The organism is Streptomyces chengmaiensis (genome assembly GCF_029846775.1).
In the GTDB taxonomy this organism is placed as follows: Bacteria; Actinomycetota; Actinomycetes; order Streptomycetales; family Streptomycetaceae; genus Streptomyces; species Streptomyces chengmaiensis.
On record NZ_JARWBG010000017.1, the window covers coordinates 68,602 to 85,969 of the forward strand.

Consider the following 17,368-nt stretch of genomic DNA (forward strand, 5'->3'; position numbering starts at 1 on the left):
TCGCGAGCAGATGGATGACGGTCGGACGTACGCTCGAACCCGGTCGGATCGAGCCGGGCGGCGACGCCGACGCCGACGCGGGACCGCGGGGGCGGTCCGCGTGACTCAACAGATGGAGACGGGATGAGCATGGCCAAGAGGACGGACGCGCAGTCGCCTGAGCCGCACGCTGCCGACAGCCACGATCTGATCCGTGTGCACGGCGCACGCGAGAACAATCTCAAGGACGTCAGCGTCGAACTCCCGAAGCGCCGGCTGACGGTGTTCACCGGAGTCTCCGGCTCGGGCAAGAGCTCGCTGGTGTTCGACACGATCGCCGCAGAGTCGCAGCGGATGATCAACGAGACCTACAGCGCCTTCGTACAGGGCTTCATGCCGACGCCGGCCCGGCCCGAGGCCGACGTACTCGACGGGCTGACCACCGCGATCACCGTCGACCAGCAGCGGATGGGGGCAGACCCCCGCTCCACCGTCGGCACCGCCACCGACGCCAACGCGATGCTGCGCATCCTCTTCAGCCGGCTCGGCAAGCCGCACATCGGCCCGCCCGGCGCGTACTCCTTCAACGTCGCCTCGGTCTCGGCGAGCGGCGGGTTCACGGTCGACCGCGGCGCAGACAAGACCAAGACCGAGAAGGTGACCTTCAGCCGCACCGGCGGCATGTGCACGCACTGCGAAGGCCGGGGCACGGTCTCCGACATCGACCTCACCCAGCTCTACGACGACTCCAAGTCGCTCTCCGAGGACCCCTTCACCATCCCCACCTACACCGGGGGCGGCTGGGTCGTGCGGGTCATCACCGAGTCCGGCTTCTTCGACCCGGACAAGCCGATCCGCGACTACACCAAGAAGGAGCGGCACGACTTCCTCTACCGCGAGCCGACCAAGGTGAAGATCAACGGCATCAATCTCACCTACGAGGGTCTGATCCCCAAGCTCCAGAAGTCCATGCTCTCCAAGGACCGGGAGGCGATGCAGCCGCACATCCGGGCGTTCGTGGACCGGGCGGTCGCCTTCGCCGAGTGCCCTGAGTGCGACGGCACCCGGCTCAGCGAGGCCGCCCGGTCGTCGAAGATCAAGGGTGTCAACATCGCCGACGCCTGCGCGATGCAGATCAGCGATCTGGCCGAATGGGTACGCGCCCTCGACGACCCCTCGGTGACGCCGCTGCTCGCCAAGCTGCAGCACACCCTCGACTCGTTCCAGGAGATCGGCCTCGGCTATCTCTCGCTCGACCGCGCGTCGGGCACGCTGTCGGGCGGCGAGGCGCAGCGCGTCAAGATGATCCGCCATCTCGGCTCCTCGCTCACCGACGTCACCTATGTCTTCGACGAGCCCACCATCGGCCTGCACCCGCACGACATCCGGCGCATGAACGACCTGCTGCTGAGGCTGCGGGACAAGGGCAACACCGTGCTCGTGGTGGAGCACAAGCCGGAGGCGATCGCCATCGCCGACCATGTGGTCGACCTCGGCCCCGGCGCCGGCACGGCGGGCGGCGCCGTCTGCTTCGAGGGCACCGTAGAGGGGCTGCGGGCCAGCGGCACCGTCACCGGCCGTCATCTCGACGACCGCGCCGCCGTCAAGGAGACGGTGCGCCGGCCCTCAGGCGCGCTGAAGATCCGCGGCGCGACGGCGAACAACCTGCGGAACGTCGACGTCGACATCCCGCTGGGGGTGCTCACCGTGGTCACCGGAGTCGCAGGCTCCGGCAAGAGCTCGCTTGTGCACGGGTCCGTCCCGGCCGACGAGGGCGTGGTGGCGGTCGACCAGAGCCCTATCCGCGGCTCCAGGCGCAGCAACCCGGCGACGTACACCGGGCTGCTCGACCCGATCCGCAAGGCGTTCGCCAAGGCCAACGGCGTCAAGCCGGCGCTGTTCAGCGCCAACTCCGAAGGCGCCTGCCCCAACTGCAACGGCGCCGGGGTGGTCTACACCGATCTGGCGATGATGGCCGGTGTGGCCACGACCTGTGAGGAGTGCGAGGGGAAGCGGTTCGACGCATCGGTGCTGGAGTACCACCTCGGCGGGCGCGACATCAGCGAGGTGCTCGCGATGCCGGTGACCGAGGCAGAGGTGTTCTTCGGCGCCGGCGAGGCGCGCACTCCGGCCGCTCACAGGATCCTCGGCCGGCTCGCCGACGTCGGGCTCGGCTACCTCACCCTCGGTCAGCCGCTCACCACCCTGTCCGGCGGGGAGCGCCAGCGCCTCAAGCTGGCCACGCACATGGGGGAGAAGGGCGGCGTCTTCGTACTCGACGAACCCACCACCGGACTCCACCTCGCCGATGTGGAGCAGCTGCTCGGCCTGCTCGACAGGCTCGTCGACTCCGGCAAGTCGGTCATCGTCATCGAGCACCACCAGGCGGTCATGGCGCATGCCGACTGGATCATCGACCTCGGCCCCGGCGCCGGACACGACGGCGGCCGGGTGGTCTTCGAGGGCACGCCCGCCGACCTCGTCGCCGCCCGTTCGACCCTCACCGGCGAGCACCTCGCGGACTACGTCGGGGCCTGACCGAAGGCCCTCGCGGTCCGGGCGCCGGAGCGGCGTCCGGACCGACGGCGGCCGACGGCGGCCGACGGCGGCCGACGGCGGCCGATGGCGGCTGACGGCGGCCGATGGCGGCTGACGTGGCTGTCATCCCGTGATCCCGTGATTCGGATGCCGAGCGGCCCTCCGCGCGATCCTGTCCGGTGCGCACGGAGGGGCCGCTCGGCTGCCGAAGGCCGAACTGCCGGTCAGCAGCCCGCCATCGTCAGCGCCTGGTCGAGCGCCTGCAGAAAGCGGTTGGTGGTCGCCCGGTCCCGTACCGCCAGCCGCATCCAGTCGGGCCCGAGCCCCGGGAACGTGTCGCCGCGGCGGGCCGCGAAGCCGAGGGACCGAAGCTTCTCGCGGACCTCGGCGCCGTGCCGCACTCGGACGAGGACGAACGGCCCCTCAGCCGCCTGAACCGCCCGCACCTCCTCGAACTCCGCGAGCCCCGCCAGCAGATGCGCGCGGTCCGCCGCGATCCGATGGGCCGCCTGGGCGGCCTCCGCGAGGGCGTACTGCTCCATGCACGCCTCCGCAGCCGTCAGCGCGGGCGTCGAGACCGGCCACAGCGGCTGGGCCGCCGCGAGCTCCGCGATCGTGCCCGGCTCCGCCAGCACATAGCCGATCCGCAGGCCTGCCAGTCCCCAGGTCTTGGTGAGGCTGCGCAGCACCACGAGCCCGGGTACGTCGAGGCGTTCCGCGAGCGACGCCCGCTCTCCCGGGACGGCGTCCATGAACGCCTCGTCCACCACCAGCACCCTGCCCGGGCGGGCCAGCCGCGCGATATGCCCGGCGGGGTGCAGCACGGACGTCGGGTTCGTCGGGTTGCCGATCACGACCAGGTCCGCCGAGTCGGGCACCGCGGCCGGATCGAGCCGGAACCCGTCCTCCTCGCGCAGCAGCACCCGTTCCACCTTGTGCCCGGCGTCCTTCAGAGCCGCCTCCGGCTCGGTGAACTGCGGGTGCACGATGACCGGGTGGCGCACCGTCAGCGCGCGGGCCAGCAGGACGAACGCCTCCGCGGCGCCCGCAGTCAGCAGCACCCGCTCCACCGGAACCCCGTGCCGCGCCGCGATCGCGGCGCGTGCCCGCCGCCCGTCCGGATAGGCGGCGAGGGAACCGAGCGAGTCCGCGACGCGCTCGCGCAGCCACCGCGGGGGAGTGCCGGACCGCACGTTGACCGCGAGGTCCGTCAGCCCGACGCCGTCGTCCCGCAGCTCCGCGTCGCCGTGATGCCGCAGATCGCAGACATCGGCGTCAGCGCTCAGCTGAAGCGACTCAGGTCGGTATGACGATCTGACCTGTGGTGCTTGTGGGGGAGGGGAGGCCATGCCGTCTCCTTGAGGTGGGGGTGGAGGGCAGGGAGCAGGTGGGGGTGTGCCCTGCTGCCCTGACTGAAGAGGCTCCTGAGACAGTGGTGCAATGGTCCGGGGCGGCGCCGGCTCGGGGTCTCGCGTCGCCGTGGCGTCGACCGCCGTGTCCGTCATCTTCTCCCCGCGCGCACCGTCCACTCCGGGCCGGGCGGCCAGGTGGCTGGAATCCGCCGCCCGCGCACCGTCCGGACGCTGGCGCGCAACGGCGCACGTCACTCGTGGCCGTCCGCCGTTCTGGGGCTGTGACCTGCGCTTGGGCACGACGAGTTCTCCACCGCCCGCGAGCGCCGCCGCCTCCGCGACCGACCCGGCGCCCACGGAGGAGAGTGCCACGGCTGACGGATTCGGCACCCTGATGCGGGCCAGCACCGCCGCCGGGTAGGTCACCAGCGCCACGCCGAGCCGCTGCGCGGCCCGTACGACCCCGTCCTCCTCCGCCTTTGCGTCGATCGTCGCGAGCGCCGCGACGTCCGCGGCCGACAGCCCCGCGGAGGCCAGCGCCTCGGCGATCGCGTCGTACACCTCCTCGGCCGGAACCCCCCTGGACATGCCGACGCCGACCGTCAGCGATGCGCGGACCATGCGTCGGCTCCTCTCGTACGGGACGGGGCTGCGGATTCGGCGGGCGGGTCGGCGGCGGGGACTGACGTCGGGGGCTGTCGGCTCGTACCGGCGGCTCGTACCGGCGGCGGGGCAATCGGGTGAATCCCGGGCGCCGGCGTCCTTGACGCGCTCAGCAGGATCTCAACAGGCCCGACGATCGGCTAGCAAAGGCCCATGGCGGTGTTCGTCGCGCTCGGCGCGTTTGCAATGACGCTGTTCGGCGGCTGGACGGCGCAGCGCGTCACCGACCGCAGGCATCTGGTGCTGGGTCTCGCGGGCGGACTGATGCTCGGCGTGGCCGGCCTCGATCTGCTGCCGGAGGCGCTTCAGGCGGCGAGCGGCGGAGTGTTCGGAGTCCCGCAGGGGCTGCTGCTCTTCGTCGGCGGCTTCCTCGCCGCGCACGTCGTGGAGCGGCTCCTCGCCGTACGCGGCCGGGCGGCCCACGGGCGCGTACCCCAGGTGGGCCTGACCGCCGCGGCGGCGATGGTCGGCCACAGCCTGATGGACGGCATCGCCATCGGCGCGGCGTTCCAGGTGAGCGGCGGCATGGGCGCGACCGTGGCCCTGGCCGTCGTCACCCACGACTTCGCCGACGGGTTCAACACCTACACGCTGGCCAGCCTGTACGGGAACAGCCGCGCGAAGTCCCTCACACTGCTCGTGGCCGCCGCGCTCGCCCCGGTGGCGGGCGCGACGTCCACCCTGCTGTTCACCATCCCCGAGGAGCTGCTCGGCAGCTACCTCGGGTTCTTCGGCGGCGTCCTGCTCTATCTCGCCGCCGCCGAGATCCTCCCCGAGGCGCACCACGACCACCCCGGCCGCTCGACACTGATGTGCACGGCGGTCGGCGTGGGCTTCATCTGGCTGGTGGTGGGCCTCGCCGAGTGATGCGAGCAAGCCGAGCATCATCGTCCGCACCGCTCGACGAACCTGCGCGCCAGCCCCGGCGCCTGCGCCCAGTGCGTATGCACATAGCTCGCGTGCACACCCTGCTGCACGAAGCCCTCAACACGCCGCTCGGGCCGGTGCAGCCCCCACGCCGGCGCGGGCCCCGCACCCGGTTCGAGCACCGTGCGGTGGAACTCGTGTCCGCGCAGCCGCGTCCCGGCCGCCGCCAGCACGCTGTCGCTCACCGCGACCGCCTCCCGGTAGCCGAGTGTGAGCCGCGGGGACATACGCGCCTCGGCGTCCAGGACCCCGCACATCGGCCTGCCGTCCAGCTCCCGCGACAGATACAGCAGCCCGGCGCACTCCGCGGCCACCGGCGCACCGGAGACGGCCAGATCGGCGACCGCCTTGCGCAGCGGCTCGTTGGCGGACAGTTCGGGTCCGTACATCTCGGGGAACCCGCCGCCGATGACGAGTCCGGCCGTTCCGTCCGGAAGCCGCTCGTCCCGCAGCGGGTCAAAGGGGACCACGTCCGCGCCCGCGGCGGCGAGCAGTTCGGCGTGCTCGGCGTACGAGAACGTGAACGCGGCCCCTCCGGCCACCGCGACCACCGGCCGCGCCGCCCGTACGCCCTCCGGCGGCGCGACGGCCTCCTCCGGGTCCCAGGCCGCCGCCGACCAGGCGGGGGCGCTGCGTGCCAGGGCAAGCAGCGCCGGAAGGTCGCAGCCCGCCCGCACCTGCTCGGCCATCGCCCGCACCGCGTCGACCGCCTCCGAGTGCCGCTCGGCCGCGGGCACCAGCCCCAGATGGCGGGAGGGCGTGTCGACCCGGGGCGCCCGGCGCAGCACTCCGAGCACCGGGGTGCCCGCCTCGTCCAGTGCCTCCCGCAGCAGCGTCTCGTGCCGGTCCGAGGCGACCTTGTTGAGGATCACCCCGCCCATCCGGACCTCGGGGTCCCAGGAGGCGAAGCCGTGCGCCAGCGCCGCCACCGACCGCGACTGCGAGGAGGCGTCCACCACCAGTACGACGGGCGCGCCGAGCACCTTCGCCACCTGCGCGGTCGACGCCAGCTCGCCCGCGCCCGCGGCCCCGTCGTACAGCCCCATCACGCCCTCGACCAGCGCCAGGTCGCAGCCGGACGCGCCGTGTGCGAACAGCGGGGCGATCAGCTCCGTACCGCACATATACGCGTCCAGATTGCGGCCCGGGCGGCCGGTGGCGAGCGCGTGGTAGCCGGGGTCGATGTAGTCGGGGCCCACCTTGTGGCCCGAGACGGCGAGCCCCGAAGCGGCGAACGCGGCCATCAGGCCCGTCGCGACGGTGGTCTTGCCGCTGCCGGACGACGGCGCGGCGAGGACGAGTCGTGCGGTCACCGGTCCGCTGCCCTTCCGGCCGCCGTGCCTGCCGTGCTCACCATTCGATGCCCCGCTGGCCCTTCTGGCCCGCGTCCATCGGGTGCTTGACCTTCGTCATGTCGGTGACCAGATCGGCGAAGTCCATCAGCTTCTGCGGGGCGTTGCGGCCCGTGATCACCACATGCTGGTTCCCGGGACGGTCGCGCAGCGCCTCGATCACCTCGTCCACGTCCACCCAGCCCCAGTGCAGCGGGTAGGCGAACTCGTCGAGCACGTACAGTCGGTGCGTCTCGGCCGCCAGCTCGCGCCTGACCTGCTGCCAGCCCTCGCGCGCCGCCTCCTCGTTGCTGAGCTGTGCGTCGCGCTGCACCCACGACCAGCCCTCGCCCATCTTGTGCCAGGCGACCGAGCCGCCCTGGCCGCTCGCGCCCAGCACCTTGAGCGCGTTCTCCTCGCCGACCTTCCACTTGGCCGACTTGACGAACTGGTACACCCCGATCGGCCAGCCCTGGTTCCAGGCGCGCAGCGCGAGCCCGAACGCGGCCGTCGACTTGCCCTTGCCGATGCCCGTGTGGACCAGGACGAGGGGCCGGTTGCGGCGCTGACGGGTGGTGAGTCCGTCGTCGGGCACGACGGACGGCTGTCCCTGCGGCATTACGCGACCCTCCTGGTCTTGTCGCCGGTGGTCTTGGCGGTCTGGGTGGTCTGGGTGGTCTGGGTGGTCTGGGTGGTCTGGGTGGTCTTGGTGGCGGCGGTGGCGGTGGCGGTGGCGGTGTCAGCGTTCGCGCCGGCATCCTTGCGGACGTCCCGCTGTGACTGGTGTGGCTGAAGGGACTGGCGTGAGCGCGGCTGCTGTGTGCGCTCCGTGCGACCGTCGCCGCCCCGCCCCGCGCCGGGGTCCTTGGCCGCGTCCCCGTTCAGGTCCGCGCGTACGTCCTTGACGAGCCCGGCGATCGCCTCGGCCCGCAGCTCGTCGAGCGCGACGGCCGTGCCGCCGAGATCCGCCGCCAGCTGCGCGGCCAGCCCGAGCCGCACCGGCCCGGCCTCGCAGTCCACGACGACCGAGGCGACGCCGTCCGCGGCGTGCAGGCCCGCGGCACGGCGCACCAGCGTCATGGCGTCCGCCCCCGCGCCCCCGGCGGCCGCCCGGCCTCCGGAGGTCGCGCGCCCGTCCGTCACCACCACGAGCAGCGGACGGCGCGCCGGATCGCGCAGCCGTTCCACACGCAGCACCTCGTGCGCCTTGAGCAGGCCGGCCGCCAGCGGAGTGCGCCCGCCTGTCGGCAGCGACTCCAGCCGGGACGCTGCGGTGTCCACCGACGACGTGGGCGGCAGCACCAGTTCCGCCTCCGTCCCGCGGAAGGTGATCAGCCCCACCTTGTCCCGCCGCTGATAGGAGTCCAGCAGCAACGACAGCACGGCGCCCTTCACCGCGCTCATCCGCTGCCTGGCCGCCATCGACCCCGAAGCGTCCACGGCGAACAGGACCAGGTTCCCCTCGCGGCCCTCCCGGGTCGCCTGGCGCAGATCATGCCGGCGCACCACCAGACCGCGGCCGCTGCGCCCGCGCGCCCGCTGGTGCGGGGCGGCAGCCAGCAGAGTCGCGGGCAGATGCACCTTCGTCAGCGGCCCCTGAGGCTGCCGGGCCCCGGTCGTGCGGCCCTGCTCGGTGCGCGCCCGCGACCGGCGTCCGGACGCGCCTTCACCGAGCCCCGGGACGGTCAGCACCTTCGTACGGAACGGCTCACCGGCGCCCACCGCGCGCTGCTCGCCCGCACCGACTCCCTCTTTGGGCCGAGGCTGGGCAGGCACCTCGGGCGCATCAGACTCCGACGCCGCCGACGTCGCGTCGGTCTCGGACCCCTCGGACCCCTCGGGCGCATCGGAGGTCTCCGGGGCCGTCGGCGCAGGGCCCTCCTGCGGCGGCTGCCCACCGCCTCCGCCAGGCCCGTCGGGACCGCCCGGACCGTCGTCCGGCCCCGGATCGCCGCCGTCGCCCTCCTCCTGCTCCTGGGGCTGCTCCCGCGGGGCGAACTCATCCAGTGTCTCGTCGAGCCTGTCCTCGTCCAGTCCGGGTGCGTCGAACGGATTCCGCCGCCTGCGGTGCGGCAGCGCCAGCAGCGCCGCCTGCCGCACGTCGTCCGTCGTGACCTCGGCGCGCCCCGCCCACGCGGCCAGCGCCGTCGCCGTACGCGCCATCACGATGTCGGCCCGCATGCCGTCCACCTCGAACGCCGCGCAGGTCGCCGCGATCTGCCGCAGCGCTCCGTCACCCAGCACCACGGACGGCAGCAGCGCCCGCGCGGCCACGATCCGCTCGCACAGCGCCCGCTCCTCGTCGGCCCAGCGTGCGGCGAAAGCCTCGGGACCGTCGTCGTACGCCAGCCGCCGCCGTACCACCTCCACCCGCTGCTCGGGGTCGCGCGAGGCGCTGACCTCCACGGTGAGCCCGAACCGGTCGAGCAGCTGCGGCCGCAGCTCGCCCTCCTCCGGATTCATCGTGCCGACGAGCAGAAAGCGGGCCGCGTGCCGTACGGAGACCCCCTCACGCTCCACGTACGACGCGCCCATCGCGGCCGCGTCCAGCAGCAGGTCGATCAGATGGTCGTGCAGCAGATTGACCTCGTCGACGTAGAGGATCCCGCGGTGCGCATCGGCGAGCAGCCCGGGCTCGAACGACTTCACGCCCTCCGCCAGCGCCCGTTCGATGTCCAGTGCGCCCACCAGCCGGTCCTCGGACGCCCCGACGGGCAGCTCCACCATCCGCGCCGGGCGCCGGGTGCCGGTGCTCGGTTCGTGCGGGCCGTCGGGACAGTCCGGGTCGGGCGCGGCGGGGTCGCAGGAGAAGCGGCATCCGCCGACCACTCCGACATCGGGGAGCAGCGCCGAAAGGGCCCGTACGGCGGTCGATTTCGCGGTGCCCTTCTCGCCGCGCACGAGCACACCGCCGACGGCCGGCGAGACCGCGTTCAGCAGCAGCGCCAGCCGCAGGTCGTCCTGCCCGACGATCCCGGTGAACGGATAGGGGGTGCTCATGCGTACGTGCCCTCCAGGTCTGGCATTTCCAACAGCTCGCTGCGTGTCGTACGGGCGGTCCCGGCCCGTACCCCGGCCCGTTGCCCGGTCCGTTGCCCGGTCCGTTGCCCGGTCCGTTGCCGGGCGTGTGCTCCGGCGTTCACGGCGCTCCCGGCGGGATGAACGGCAGGCCGGCCGGCGGGCCCTGCTCGATCAGCCGCAGCAGCGCGTCCGTGTCCGCGTGCTCCTCGATCAGATCGCCCAGCCGGTCCAACTGCTCCTCGCGCAGCGCGCCGAAGCAGGTGTCGGGAGCGGGTGTGAACCGCCGCCCCGCAGCCGCCGCCACCTCCCGCAGGAACGCCCGGCGGAACGCGTCGCTCTCCAGCGACCCGTGCCAGTGCGTACCCCACACCGAGCCGACCCGGCAGCCGTCCAGAAAAGGCTCCCCGCCGAGCACTTCGGCGACGCCGTGGTGGATCTCGTAGCCCTCGACATGCTCGCCGAGAGCCTTGCCGGCGGGCCGCGCGAGCGTCTTGTCATGTGCGAACCGGACCCGTACCGGCAGCAGTCCCAGCCCCTCGACCTCGCCGGCCCGCGACTCCACCTCGTCCTCGATCCGCTCGCCCAGCGCCTGGAAGCCGCCGCAGACGCCCAGCACCGGGCGGCCCTCGGCGGCCCGCCGGGCGAGGGCGTCGGCGAGCCCGCGCTCCCGCAGCCACGCCAGGGCGCGCACCGTTCCGCGCGTGCCGGGCACGATCACCAGGTCGGCGTCGGCCAGTTCCTGCGGCCGGTCGGCGAAGCGCACCACGACGCCCGGCTCGGCCGCCAGCGCGTCCACATCGGTGAAGTTGGACATCAGCGGCACGGCGCACACGGCGACCCGCAGCACGTCCTCGCCGAGCGGCGGCGCGACGACCGACTCGCGCACCGCGCCCCGCAGGGAGACCCGCAGCCCGTCCTCCTCGTCGATGCCCAGGCCGTGCGCATAGGGCAGCACGCCGTACGTCCCGCGGCCCGTCAGCCCGCGGAGCATGTCGAGCCCCGGCTCCAGCAGCGTCACATCGCCGCGGAACTTGTTGACGAGATAGCCCGCGACGAGCCGCTGGTCCTCGGCGGCCAGCAGCGCCGTCGTGCCGAAGAACTGCGCGAAGACCCCGCCGCGGTCGATGTCCCCGACCACCAGCACCGGCAGCTGCGCGGCCCGGGCGATGCCCATGTTGACGATGTCGGTGCGCCGGAGATTGATCTCGGCCGGACTGCCCGCCCCCTCGCAGATCACGGCTTCATATGTGCCCCGCAACTGCTCCAGGCACTCCACGACGGTGTCGCGCAGCGAGGCCCGCCGCCCTCCGTGCTGTGTTTCCCCGGCGGACCGGGTGTCCGACGGCGGCTTCCCCGCGGGCCCGGCGTCCCCGAAGAACCCGCGGGCGCTCATCTCTCCCACCGGCTTGCCCAGCAGCACCACCTGGCTGGTCCGGTCGCCCCCGGGCTTCAGCAGGACGGGGTTCATCAGGGCGGTCGGCTCGACCCGGGCAGCCTGCGCCTGCATGGCCTGCGCCCGGCCGATCTCCGCCCCCTCGCGGGTCACGAAGGAGTTGAGCGACATGTTCTGGCCCTTGAAGGGCGCGACGCGCACACCCTGCCGGGCCAGCCAGCGGCAGATGCCGGCGGTGACGACGCTCTTGCCCGCGTCCGATGTGGTTCCGGCGACCAGCAGCCCGCCGCCGCGCCGTCCGCTCCCGCTCATGTTCCCGTTCCCCGTCCCGTCCCGCTCGGACCGCCGCTCACGCCCCCGCTCATGACCTGGCCTTCCGCGCCCGGCGGACGACCGCGTCCGTCCCCGTGCGCCCGGCCGCGCAGACCGCCAGCGTCAGCAGGCTGACGCGGCGCGAGAGCCGCACGGCGCGTTCGATGTCGCCGTACCCCACCTCACGGCCGGCCGCGTTGAGGACGGGCCGGTGCTCGATCCGGCCCCCGTACGACAGGGTGCCGCCGAGCCGTACGCCGAGCGCCCCCGCGAACGCGGCCTCCACCGGGCCCGCGTTGGGGCTCGGGTGCCTGGCGGCATCCGTGCGCCAGGCCCGCGCCGCGCCGCGGGCGTCGCCGCCGGCGAGCACCGCGAGGCCCGCGGTGAGCCGGGAGCCCGGCCGGCCGGCCACATCGTCGAGTCGGGCGGCGGCCCAGCCGAAGCGGCGGTAGCGCGGCGACTTGTGGCCGACCATCGCGTCCAGGGTGTTGACCGCGCGGAACCCGACGAGCCCCGGAACGCCCGCTGCCGCACCCCACACGAGCGCGCCGACGACGGCGTCGGAGGTGTTCTCGGCCACCGACTCGACCACGGCGCGGGCGATCTGCCGCTCGTCCAGCGCCTGTGGATCGCGCCCGCACAGATGCGGCAGCCGCCGGCGTGCGGCCTCTGTGTCCCCGGCGGCCAGAGCCGCTCCGATCGCGCGCGCCTCCCGCGCGAGCGACGTCCCCCCGACGACGGCCCAGGTGGCCGCGGCGGTCAGCGCGATCTGCGCCGCATCGGCTGCAGGGCGCCGAAGGCCGGCGTCTGCGGCTCGCGCCGTCCGTGCGAGCAGAGCCCCCGCCGCCGCCGCGCCGCCGGCGCATAGCGCTGTATGAAGTGCGCCCCAGCCGCGGTGGTCGCGCCAGAGCGCACGCTCTGCCGCGCCCGCAGTGCGCCCGAACGCGGCGACCGGATGTCCCCGGCGTGGATCGCCGAACAGAGCGTCGCCCAGGAGGCCGAGGGCCGTGCCAAGGGCGAACGCACGGTCGGCACGCACCGCTGAACCGCAGCCATGCATGGCGATATGTCCTCACTCAGGGTCCGCGCCCCGGCTTGACGTGAACGGCGGTGAGAGTTCCTGGCTCCCGGGGCGGCGGACGCCCCGGTGACAGTGGCGGGACCGCGCCGGATTCGCACCGGCTTCCTCTGCTGCCGCCGTAGTTGGCCTCGGCAGTCCACCATGCCCGCCAAAGCCCGTCAACTCGCCTTGACCTGCGACGGGACAGTGTGCTGAGCCCCACATTCCACGCATGCGAAGGCCGGTTCGGGCGCCGGACAGGCGCCGGAACCGGCCGACGGGGGTTTCGTGGGGTGCTCGCGCGGGTCCTCAGGCGACGATCAGGGAGATCCCGTACGCCACGGCCGCGGTGCACAGTGCGAAGCAGACGTACGCACCGGTGCGCGCCAGCGGCGCGGAACCGCCCTCGGCGGCAGCGGCTTCCTGCTTGCTGAGGCCCTGGATGCCCAGGGTGAACAGGCCCACGAGGGCGACGGTGGCCACGAGGCTCACGCCGAAGACGGAGCCGAGGGCTGCCCAGTCGATGTCCATGTCGTTTCCGTATCTTCCGTGGAGCTGCTTCAGACGGCGGCGGAGCGCGCCGACTCGGTGGGGGGAGCGGACGGAGCCGGGATGGTGGCCGACAGGTCGGCCGGGGCGCCGGCGGGCGGCGGGGTGACGGCCGCGATCGCGGTGGTGACGACACCGGGCTGGGCGTCGCCGCTGTCGGGCGTGCCGTCGGCGTCGACGTCGTTGACGTTGGTGTGGTTGACCACCTGACGGCGGGAGATGATCCAGATCGCGGCGCAGGAGACGACCAGGAAGGCGGCGACGGCGGCCACGCCCCAGTCGCCCTGCCGGGCGACGAACTCCGCGACCGCGGCGACCAGGCCCGCGGCCGGCAGGGTCAGACCCCAGGCGACGAACATCCGGGTCGCGGTCGACCAGCGGACCACGCCGCCCTTGCGGCCCAGGCCCGCGCCCATCACCGCGCCGGAGCAGGAGTGCGTGGTCGACAGGGAGAAGCCCAGGTGGGAGGAGGCGAGGATGACGGTGGCCGCGCTGGTCTGGGCGGCGAAGCCCTGCTGCGGCTGGAGGTCGGTCAGGCCCTTGCCCATGGTGCGGATGATGCGCCAGCCGCCGAGGTACGTGCCCAGTGCGATGGCGAGACCCGCGGAGAGGATGACCCACATCGGGGGGTTGGAGCCGGGTGCGAGCACTCCGCCGGCGACCAGCGCCAGCGTGATGATGCCCATGGTCTTCTGCGCGTCGTTGGTGCCGTGGGCGAGCGAGACGAGGCCCGCGGAGGCGATCTGGCCGCTGCGGTAGCCCTTGGCCTGGGCCTTCGGGGCGGTGTTCTTGCCGATCTTGTACGTCAGCCGGGTGGAGAAGTACGCGGCTATGCCGGCCACCAGCGGGGCGGCTATCGCGGGGATCAGCACCTTGGTCACGACGACGCCGCCGTTGACGCCGCTGAGGCCGATGGAAGCGATGGTGGCGCCGATCAGACCGCCCATGAGCGCGTGCGAGGAACTGGAGGGCAGGCCGATCAGCCAGGTCAGAAGGTTCCAGAGGATGGCGCCGACGAGCGCCGCGAGGATCACTTCCGGGGCGATGCCTGTCTCGTCGACCAGTCCCTTGGAGATCGTCTTGGCGACCTCCACCGAGAGGAAGGCGCCGACGAGATTGAGTACGGCGGACATGGCCACCGCAGTCTTTGGCTTCAGAGCGCCGGTCGAGATGGTCGTCGCCATCGCGTTGGCGGTGTCGTGGAAACCGTTCGTGAAATCGAACACGAGAGCTGTCACGATCACGATCGCGAGCAGCAGCGTGATGTGTTCCATTTACCCAGGCAATCTCTTGATGTCAGTGGCCGGCCGACCGTAAGTAACCTAGATGAACGAGAGGTGAACTGGGCAGGGCTGTGCGGTGTCTGTGGCTTGTTCCGGGGTGTGAGTCAGGTATCACCCTTTTCGATTCCGCACCGTCGAATCCACGAGCACCCGAGCGCACCCGGGCAGAGCCGGGCAGAGCCGGGCGGAACCGGGTCGCAGCCCAGGCCCTGACCCCCGTGGCCCCCGTCCGCTGGCAGCGCGGGGACCGGCTGCCGACACTGGAACGGTGCGCCCGGCTACCACGGCGGCAGCGGCCGCCACCACACTGATCGGCGTCGGAGCGGCCGCGGTCGCGGCCGGCCGCTACGCGAGCGCCGCCGCGCTCAGGGCGCCCTCACGGCAGCCCCTGCCCGGCGACCCCCGGCTCACCGTCCACGCCACCGCCCCCGGTCGGGTGACCCTCACCCGCAGCCTGGCCTCGCTCCGCCCCGGCCTGTACGGCATCGAGGGCCCGGGGCTGCATGCCGTCGTCGGCCCCGTCCTCGACGGCGCGCACCCCGCGGACGCGGTGGTGCGCAGACTGGAGCGCGTCAGCCACGGCAGCCTCGAACCGGGCACCCGCGTCCGGCTCACACCGCGGGTGCACAGCGGCGACCCCGGGCATGCCCTCGGCCTGCCCTGCCGCGATGTCACCGTCCCGGGGGAGCTGGGCGGCCTGCCCGCGTGGTTCGTCCCCGGCGCCCGCACCACCTGGGTCATCACCGTGCACGGCCTGGGCGCCACCCGGGAACACCCCATGAACCTGATCCCTTTTCTGCACGCCCAGCGGCTGCCCGTCCTCGACCTCGCCTACCGCGGCGACGACGGCGCGCCCCGGCCCCCGGACGGCCTCGGCCACCTCGGTGACTCCGAGTGGCGCGATCTGGACGCCGCCGTCCGCTACGCGCTGCACCACGGGGCGCAGCGCGTCGTCCTCCACGGCTGGTCCACCGGTGCGTCGATGGCCCTGCACGCCGCCGCGCACTGCGCCCTGCGCGACCGGATCAGCGGACTCGTCCTGGACTCCCCGGTCCTCGACTGGGAGTCGACCGTGCGAGCCCTGGCCCGGGCACGCAGAACCCCGGCCCCCCTGCTGCCGCTCGCCGTGCGCGCGGCGCAGGGCAGAACCGGCCTGCACGCGGACCGGCTGCGCTCCACCACGCTGCCGGCCGCCCTGCGGATGCCGACCCTCCTCTTCCATGGGCCCGACGACGTCATCGCCCCCTGGCGGCCGTCCCGCGAACTCGCCGCCCGCAACCCCGGGATGATCGCCCTGCACACCGTCCGCCACGCCCCGCACGCCGCCATGTGGAACGCCGATCCGGCCCGCTATGAGGAAGCGCTCCGGCGCTTCCTCATCCCCTTGATGTAACCGCTCCCTTTGATGTCGCCGCCTGCTCACACGGCCGCCAGGTCCGGCCGAGCAGGTTCCGTTTGGGCTTTCGGGCCGTCAGCGGGAAGACTGCTCCCGTGACGTCCCGAAAGCCTGATGAGCAATTGGCGCGCAACTCCAGACTCCGTCTTGTCCGCCCGCGATCCCTGGCCACCGCTCGACGGGCCGTGACGACCCGGCGCACTCGCCCCGCCCCCCGCCCGCCCGAGGGCACCCCGGCCCCCGCCGAGCTCGCCCGCCAGGCGAGGGCGGTGCTCGCGGACGCGGTGCGCGTCGCCCGCTGGGCGGCCGCCGGGCACGCGGCCGCCGGCACCGCCCCGCTCACCGGCCGGGCGTCGCTGGAACAGGCCGCCGCCGCGCTGGAACTGACAACGCTCCAGGTACGCGCCGGATGGGACCGCGCCCGGCTCGCCGGGCTGGTCGAGGTGCACGGCGACACCGTCCGCCCCGGCTGGCGGCTGCGTGCGTGGGACCGCGACGACATGGCCGTGCTGCGCGGCTGGGTCGCCCTCTTCGACGCCTGGTCGCTGGCGCACCCCGCCCCCGGCGCCGCGGCCCCCGCCGCCGTCGCGGAGGTCGTCGAGGCCGTCCCCCAGGTCCTCTCCCTCCTGCAGCTGTCCGCCGGCCCCGTGGCCGTGCCGGCCCTGCTCGACCTGCTGCAGCAGCGCGTCGCCGAACTGCGCGAGGAACGCTGTGAAGTCCCCCTGGCCCGCAGCGAGACGGCCCCGTGCGCCGCAGTTCCGGACGCGACGGTGCCGGACGCGACGGTGCCGGACGCGACGCCTTCCCCGACGCTCCCCTCTCTCCTCGACTGGGCCATGGAAGGCCTCCGCGCCGTCGGCGCCCTGACCCTGGACCAGGGCCAGGCCACTCTCACCCCCCTCGGCAACTGGGCGGTCTGGGTCAAGCTCGAGCAGATCTGCGTCGCCGCCCAGAGCCCCGCGGGCAATATCGAGCAGTCGGCGGAGGACATGCTGCGCGGCTGCGCCCGCCTCACCCCCGGCCCTGCCCGCAACGAATACCGTGCCTGGCTGGCCGCACGCCCCGTCTCCAGCGCCGTCGCCGAACTTCTCGCCGTCGCCCGCGGCGAGGACGCGCTGCTGCGCGGCCTCGCCTTCGAGGCCCTCCGGGCCGTCGGCGCGCCCGCGGAGCCCGATGTGCGCGCCGCCGCCGACGAGTCCTCGCTCCGCCCCTACGCCCTGCTCTGGCTCGCCGAGTACGAGGGCGTCGACCCCGAGGACGCGGCCGACGTCCTCACCCGCGAAGAGGCGACCTGGCTCTGGGTGGACACCGCGGCGGCGGTCACCGACCACGGCGAACCCCAGCTGCTGCTGCGCCATCTCGACTCCGCCGTCCAGAACACCGTCCCCGCGCTCCTCGAGGAGGTCCGCGCCGGCGGCCATCCGCGCACCGTGCAGGTCCTGGTGGCCCTGGCCGCCGCCCATCCGGACCCCGCCCTGGCCAAGGCCGTGCGCCGCGCCGCCTTCCAGGTCCACACCGGAGGCGTCTGAGGGCGCCTCCCGGCGCCGCCGGCCGCCACGGCCGG

12 protein-coding genes and 1 riboswitch are annotated in these 17,368 nt (G+C 73.6%); of the genes, 4 read left to right on the top strand and 8 right to left on the bottom strand.

Annotated elements, in window-relative coordinates:
* Positions 1-123 precede the first annotated feature (123 nt).
* Positions 124-2,517, top strand: a complete 2,394-nt coding sequence (locus tag QCN29_RS16490; protein ID WP_279928854.1) for an excinuclease ABC subunit UvrA — start codon at positions 124-126, stop codon at positions 2,515-2,517.
* A 224-nt stretch (positions 2,518-2,741) separates the two neighbouring features.
* Here the strand turns inward: QCN29_RS16490 and cobC are convergent, their stop codons facing one another.
* Positions 2,742-4,490 carry an Rv2231c family pyridoxal phosphate-dependent protein CobC gene (cobC, locus tag QCN29_RS16495; protein WP_279928856.1) on the bottom strand — a complete coding sequence of 583 codons (1,749 nt, stop codon included), beginning with the start codon at positions 4,488-4,490 and terminating at the stop codon, positions 2,742-2,744.
* A gap of 195 nt (positions 4,491-4,685) precedes the next feature.
* Between cobC and QCN29_RS16500 the strand changes: the two genes are divergently transcribed.
* Entirely contained in the window at positions 4,686-5,399 is a 714-nt protein-coding gene (locus tag QCN29_RS16500) for a ZIP family metal transporter (RefSeq protein ID WP_279928858.1), read from the top strand.
* A gap of 17 nt (positions 5,400-5,416) precedes the next feature.
* Here QCN29_RS16500 and QCN29_RS16505 read toward each other — a convergent pair whose 3' ends face one another.
* The 7 genes from QCN29_RS16505 to QCN29_RS16535 all read right to left on the bottom strand — a co-directional run bounded on the left by QCN29_RS16505 (position 5,417) and on the right by QCN29_RS16535 (position 14,399).
* A complete protein-coding gene (locus QCN29_RS16505; protein WP_240135824.1) occupies positions 5,417-6,772 on the bottom strand; it encodes a cobyrinate a,c-diamide synthase in 1,356 nt (451 codons plus the stop codon).
* Positions 6,773-6,809: 37 nt separating this feature from the next.
* Entirely contained in the window at positions 6,810-7,409 is a 600-nt protein-coding gene (cobO, locus tag QCN29_RS16510) for a cob(I)yrinic acid a,c-diamide adenosyltransferase (RefSeq protein ID WP_279928859.1), read from the bottom strand.
* On the bottom strand, positions 7,409-9,790 hold the full coding sequence (locus QCN29_RS16515; protein WP_279928861.1) for a putative cobaltochelatase: 2,382 nt from the start codon (positions 9,788-9,790) through the stop codon (positions 7,409-7,411). Before QCN29_RS16515 ends, cobO begins: the two co-directional genes overlap by 1 nt.
* A gap of 139 nt (positions 9,791-9,929) precedes the next feature.
* Positions 9,930-11,516 carry a cobyric acid synthase gene (locus QCN29_RS16520; protein WP_279928862.1) on the bottom strand — a complete coding sequence of 529 codons (1,587 nt, stop codon included), beginning with the start codon at positions 11,514-11,516 and terminating at the stop codon, positions 9,930-9,932.
* Between the two features lie 49 nt (positions 11,517-11,565).
* Positions 11,566-12,555 (bottom strand): cobalamin biosynthesis protein, encoded by a 990-nt coding sequence (locus QCN29_RS16525; protein ID WP_279928863.1) that lies wholly within the window; start codon positions 12,553-12,555, stop codon positions 11,566-11,568.
* 53 nt (positions 12,556-12,608) lie between these two features.
* A riboswitch (cobalamin riboswitch) is annotated at positions 12,609-12,753 on the bottom strand.
* A 132-nt stretch (positions 12,754-12,885) separates the two neighbouring features.
* Positions 12,886-13,107 carry a hypothetical protein gene (locus QCN29_RS16530; protein WP_279928864.1) on the bottom strand — a complete coding sequence of 74 codons (222 nt, stop codon included), beginning with the start codon at positions 13,105-13,107 and terminating at the stop codon, positions 12,886-12,888.
* A 29-nt stretch (positions 13,108-13,136) separates the two neighbouring features.
* On the bottom strand, positions 13,137-14,399 hold the full coding sequence (locus QCN29_RS16535) for an inorganic phosphate transporter (RefSeq protein ID WP_279928865.1): 1,263 nt from the start codon (positions 14,397-14,399) through the stop codon (positions 13,137-13,139).
* A 277-nt stretch (positions 14,400-14,676) separates the two neighbouring features.
* Here QCN29_RS16535 and QCN29_RS16540 point away from each other — a divergent pair, with 277 nt between their 5' ends.
* Positions 14,677-15,801 carry an alpha/beta hydrolase gene (locus QCN29_RS16540; protein WP_279928866.1) on the top strand — a complete coding sequence of 375 codons (1,125 nt, stop codon included), beginning with the start codon at positions 14,677-14,679 and terminating at the stop codon, positions 15,799-15,801.
* 98 nt (positions 15,802-15,899) lie between these two features.
* Positions 15,900-17,333, top strand: coding sequence for a hypothetical protein (locus tag QCN29_RS16545; protein WP_398859282.1), 1,434 nt, complete (start codon positions 15,900-15,902; stop codon positions 17,331-17,333).
* Positions 17,334-17,368 lie beyond the last annotated feature (35 nt).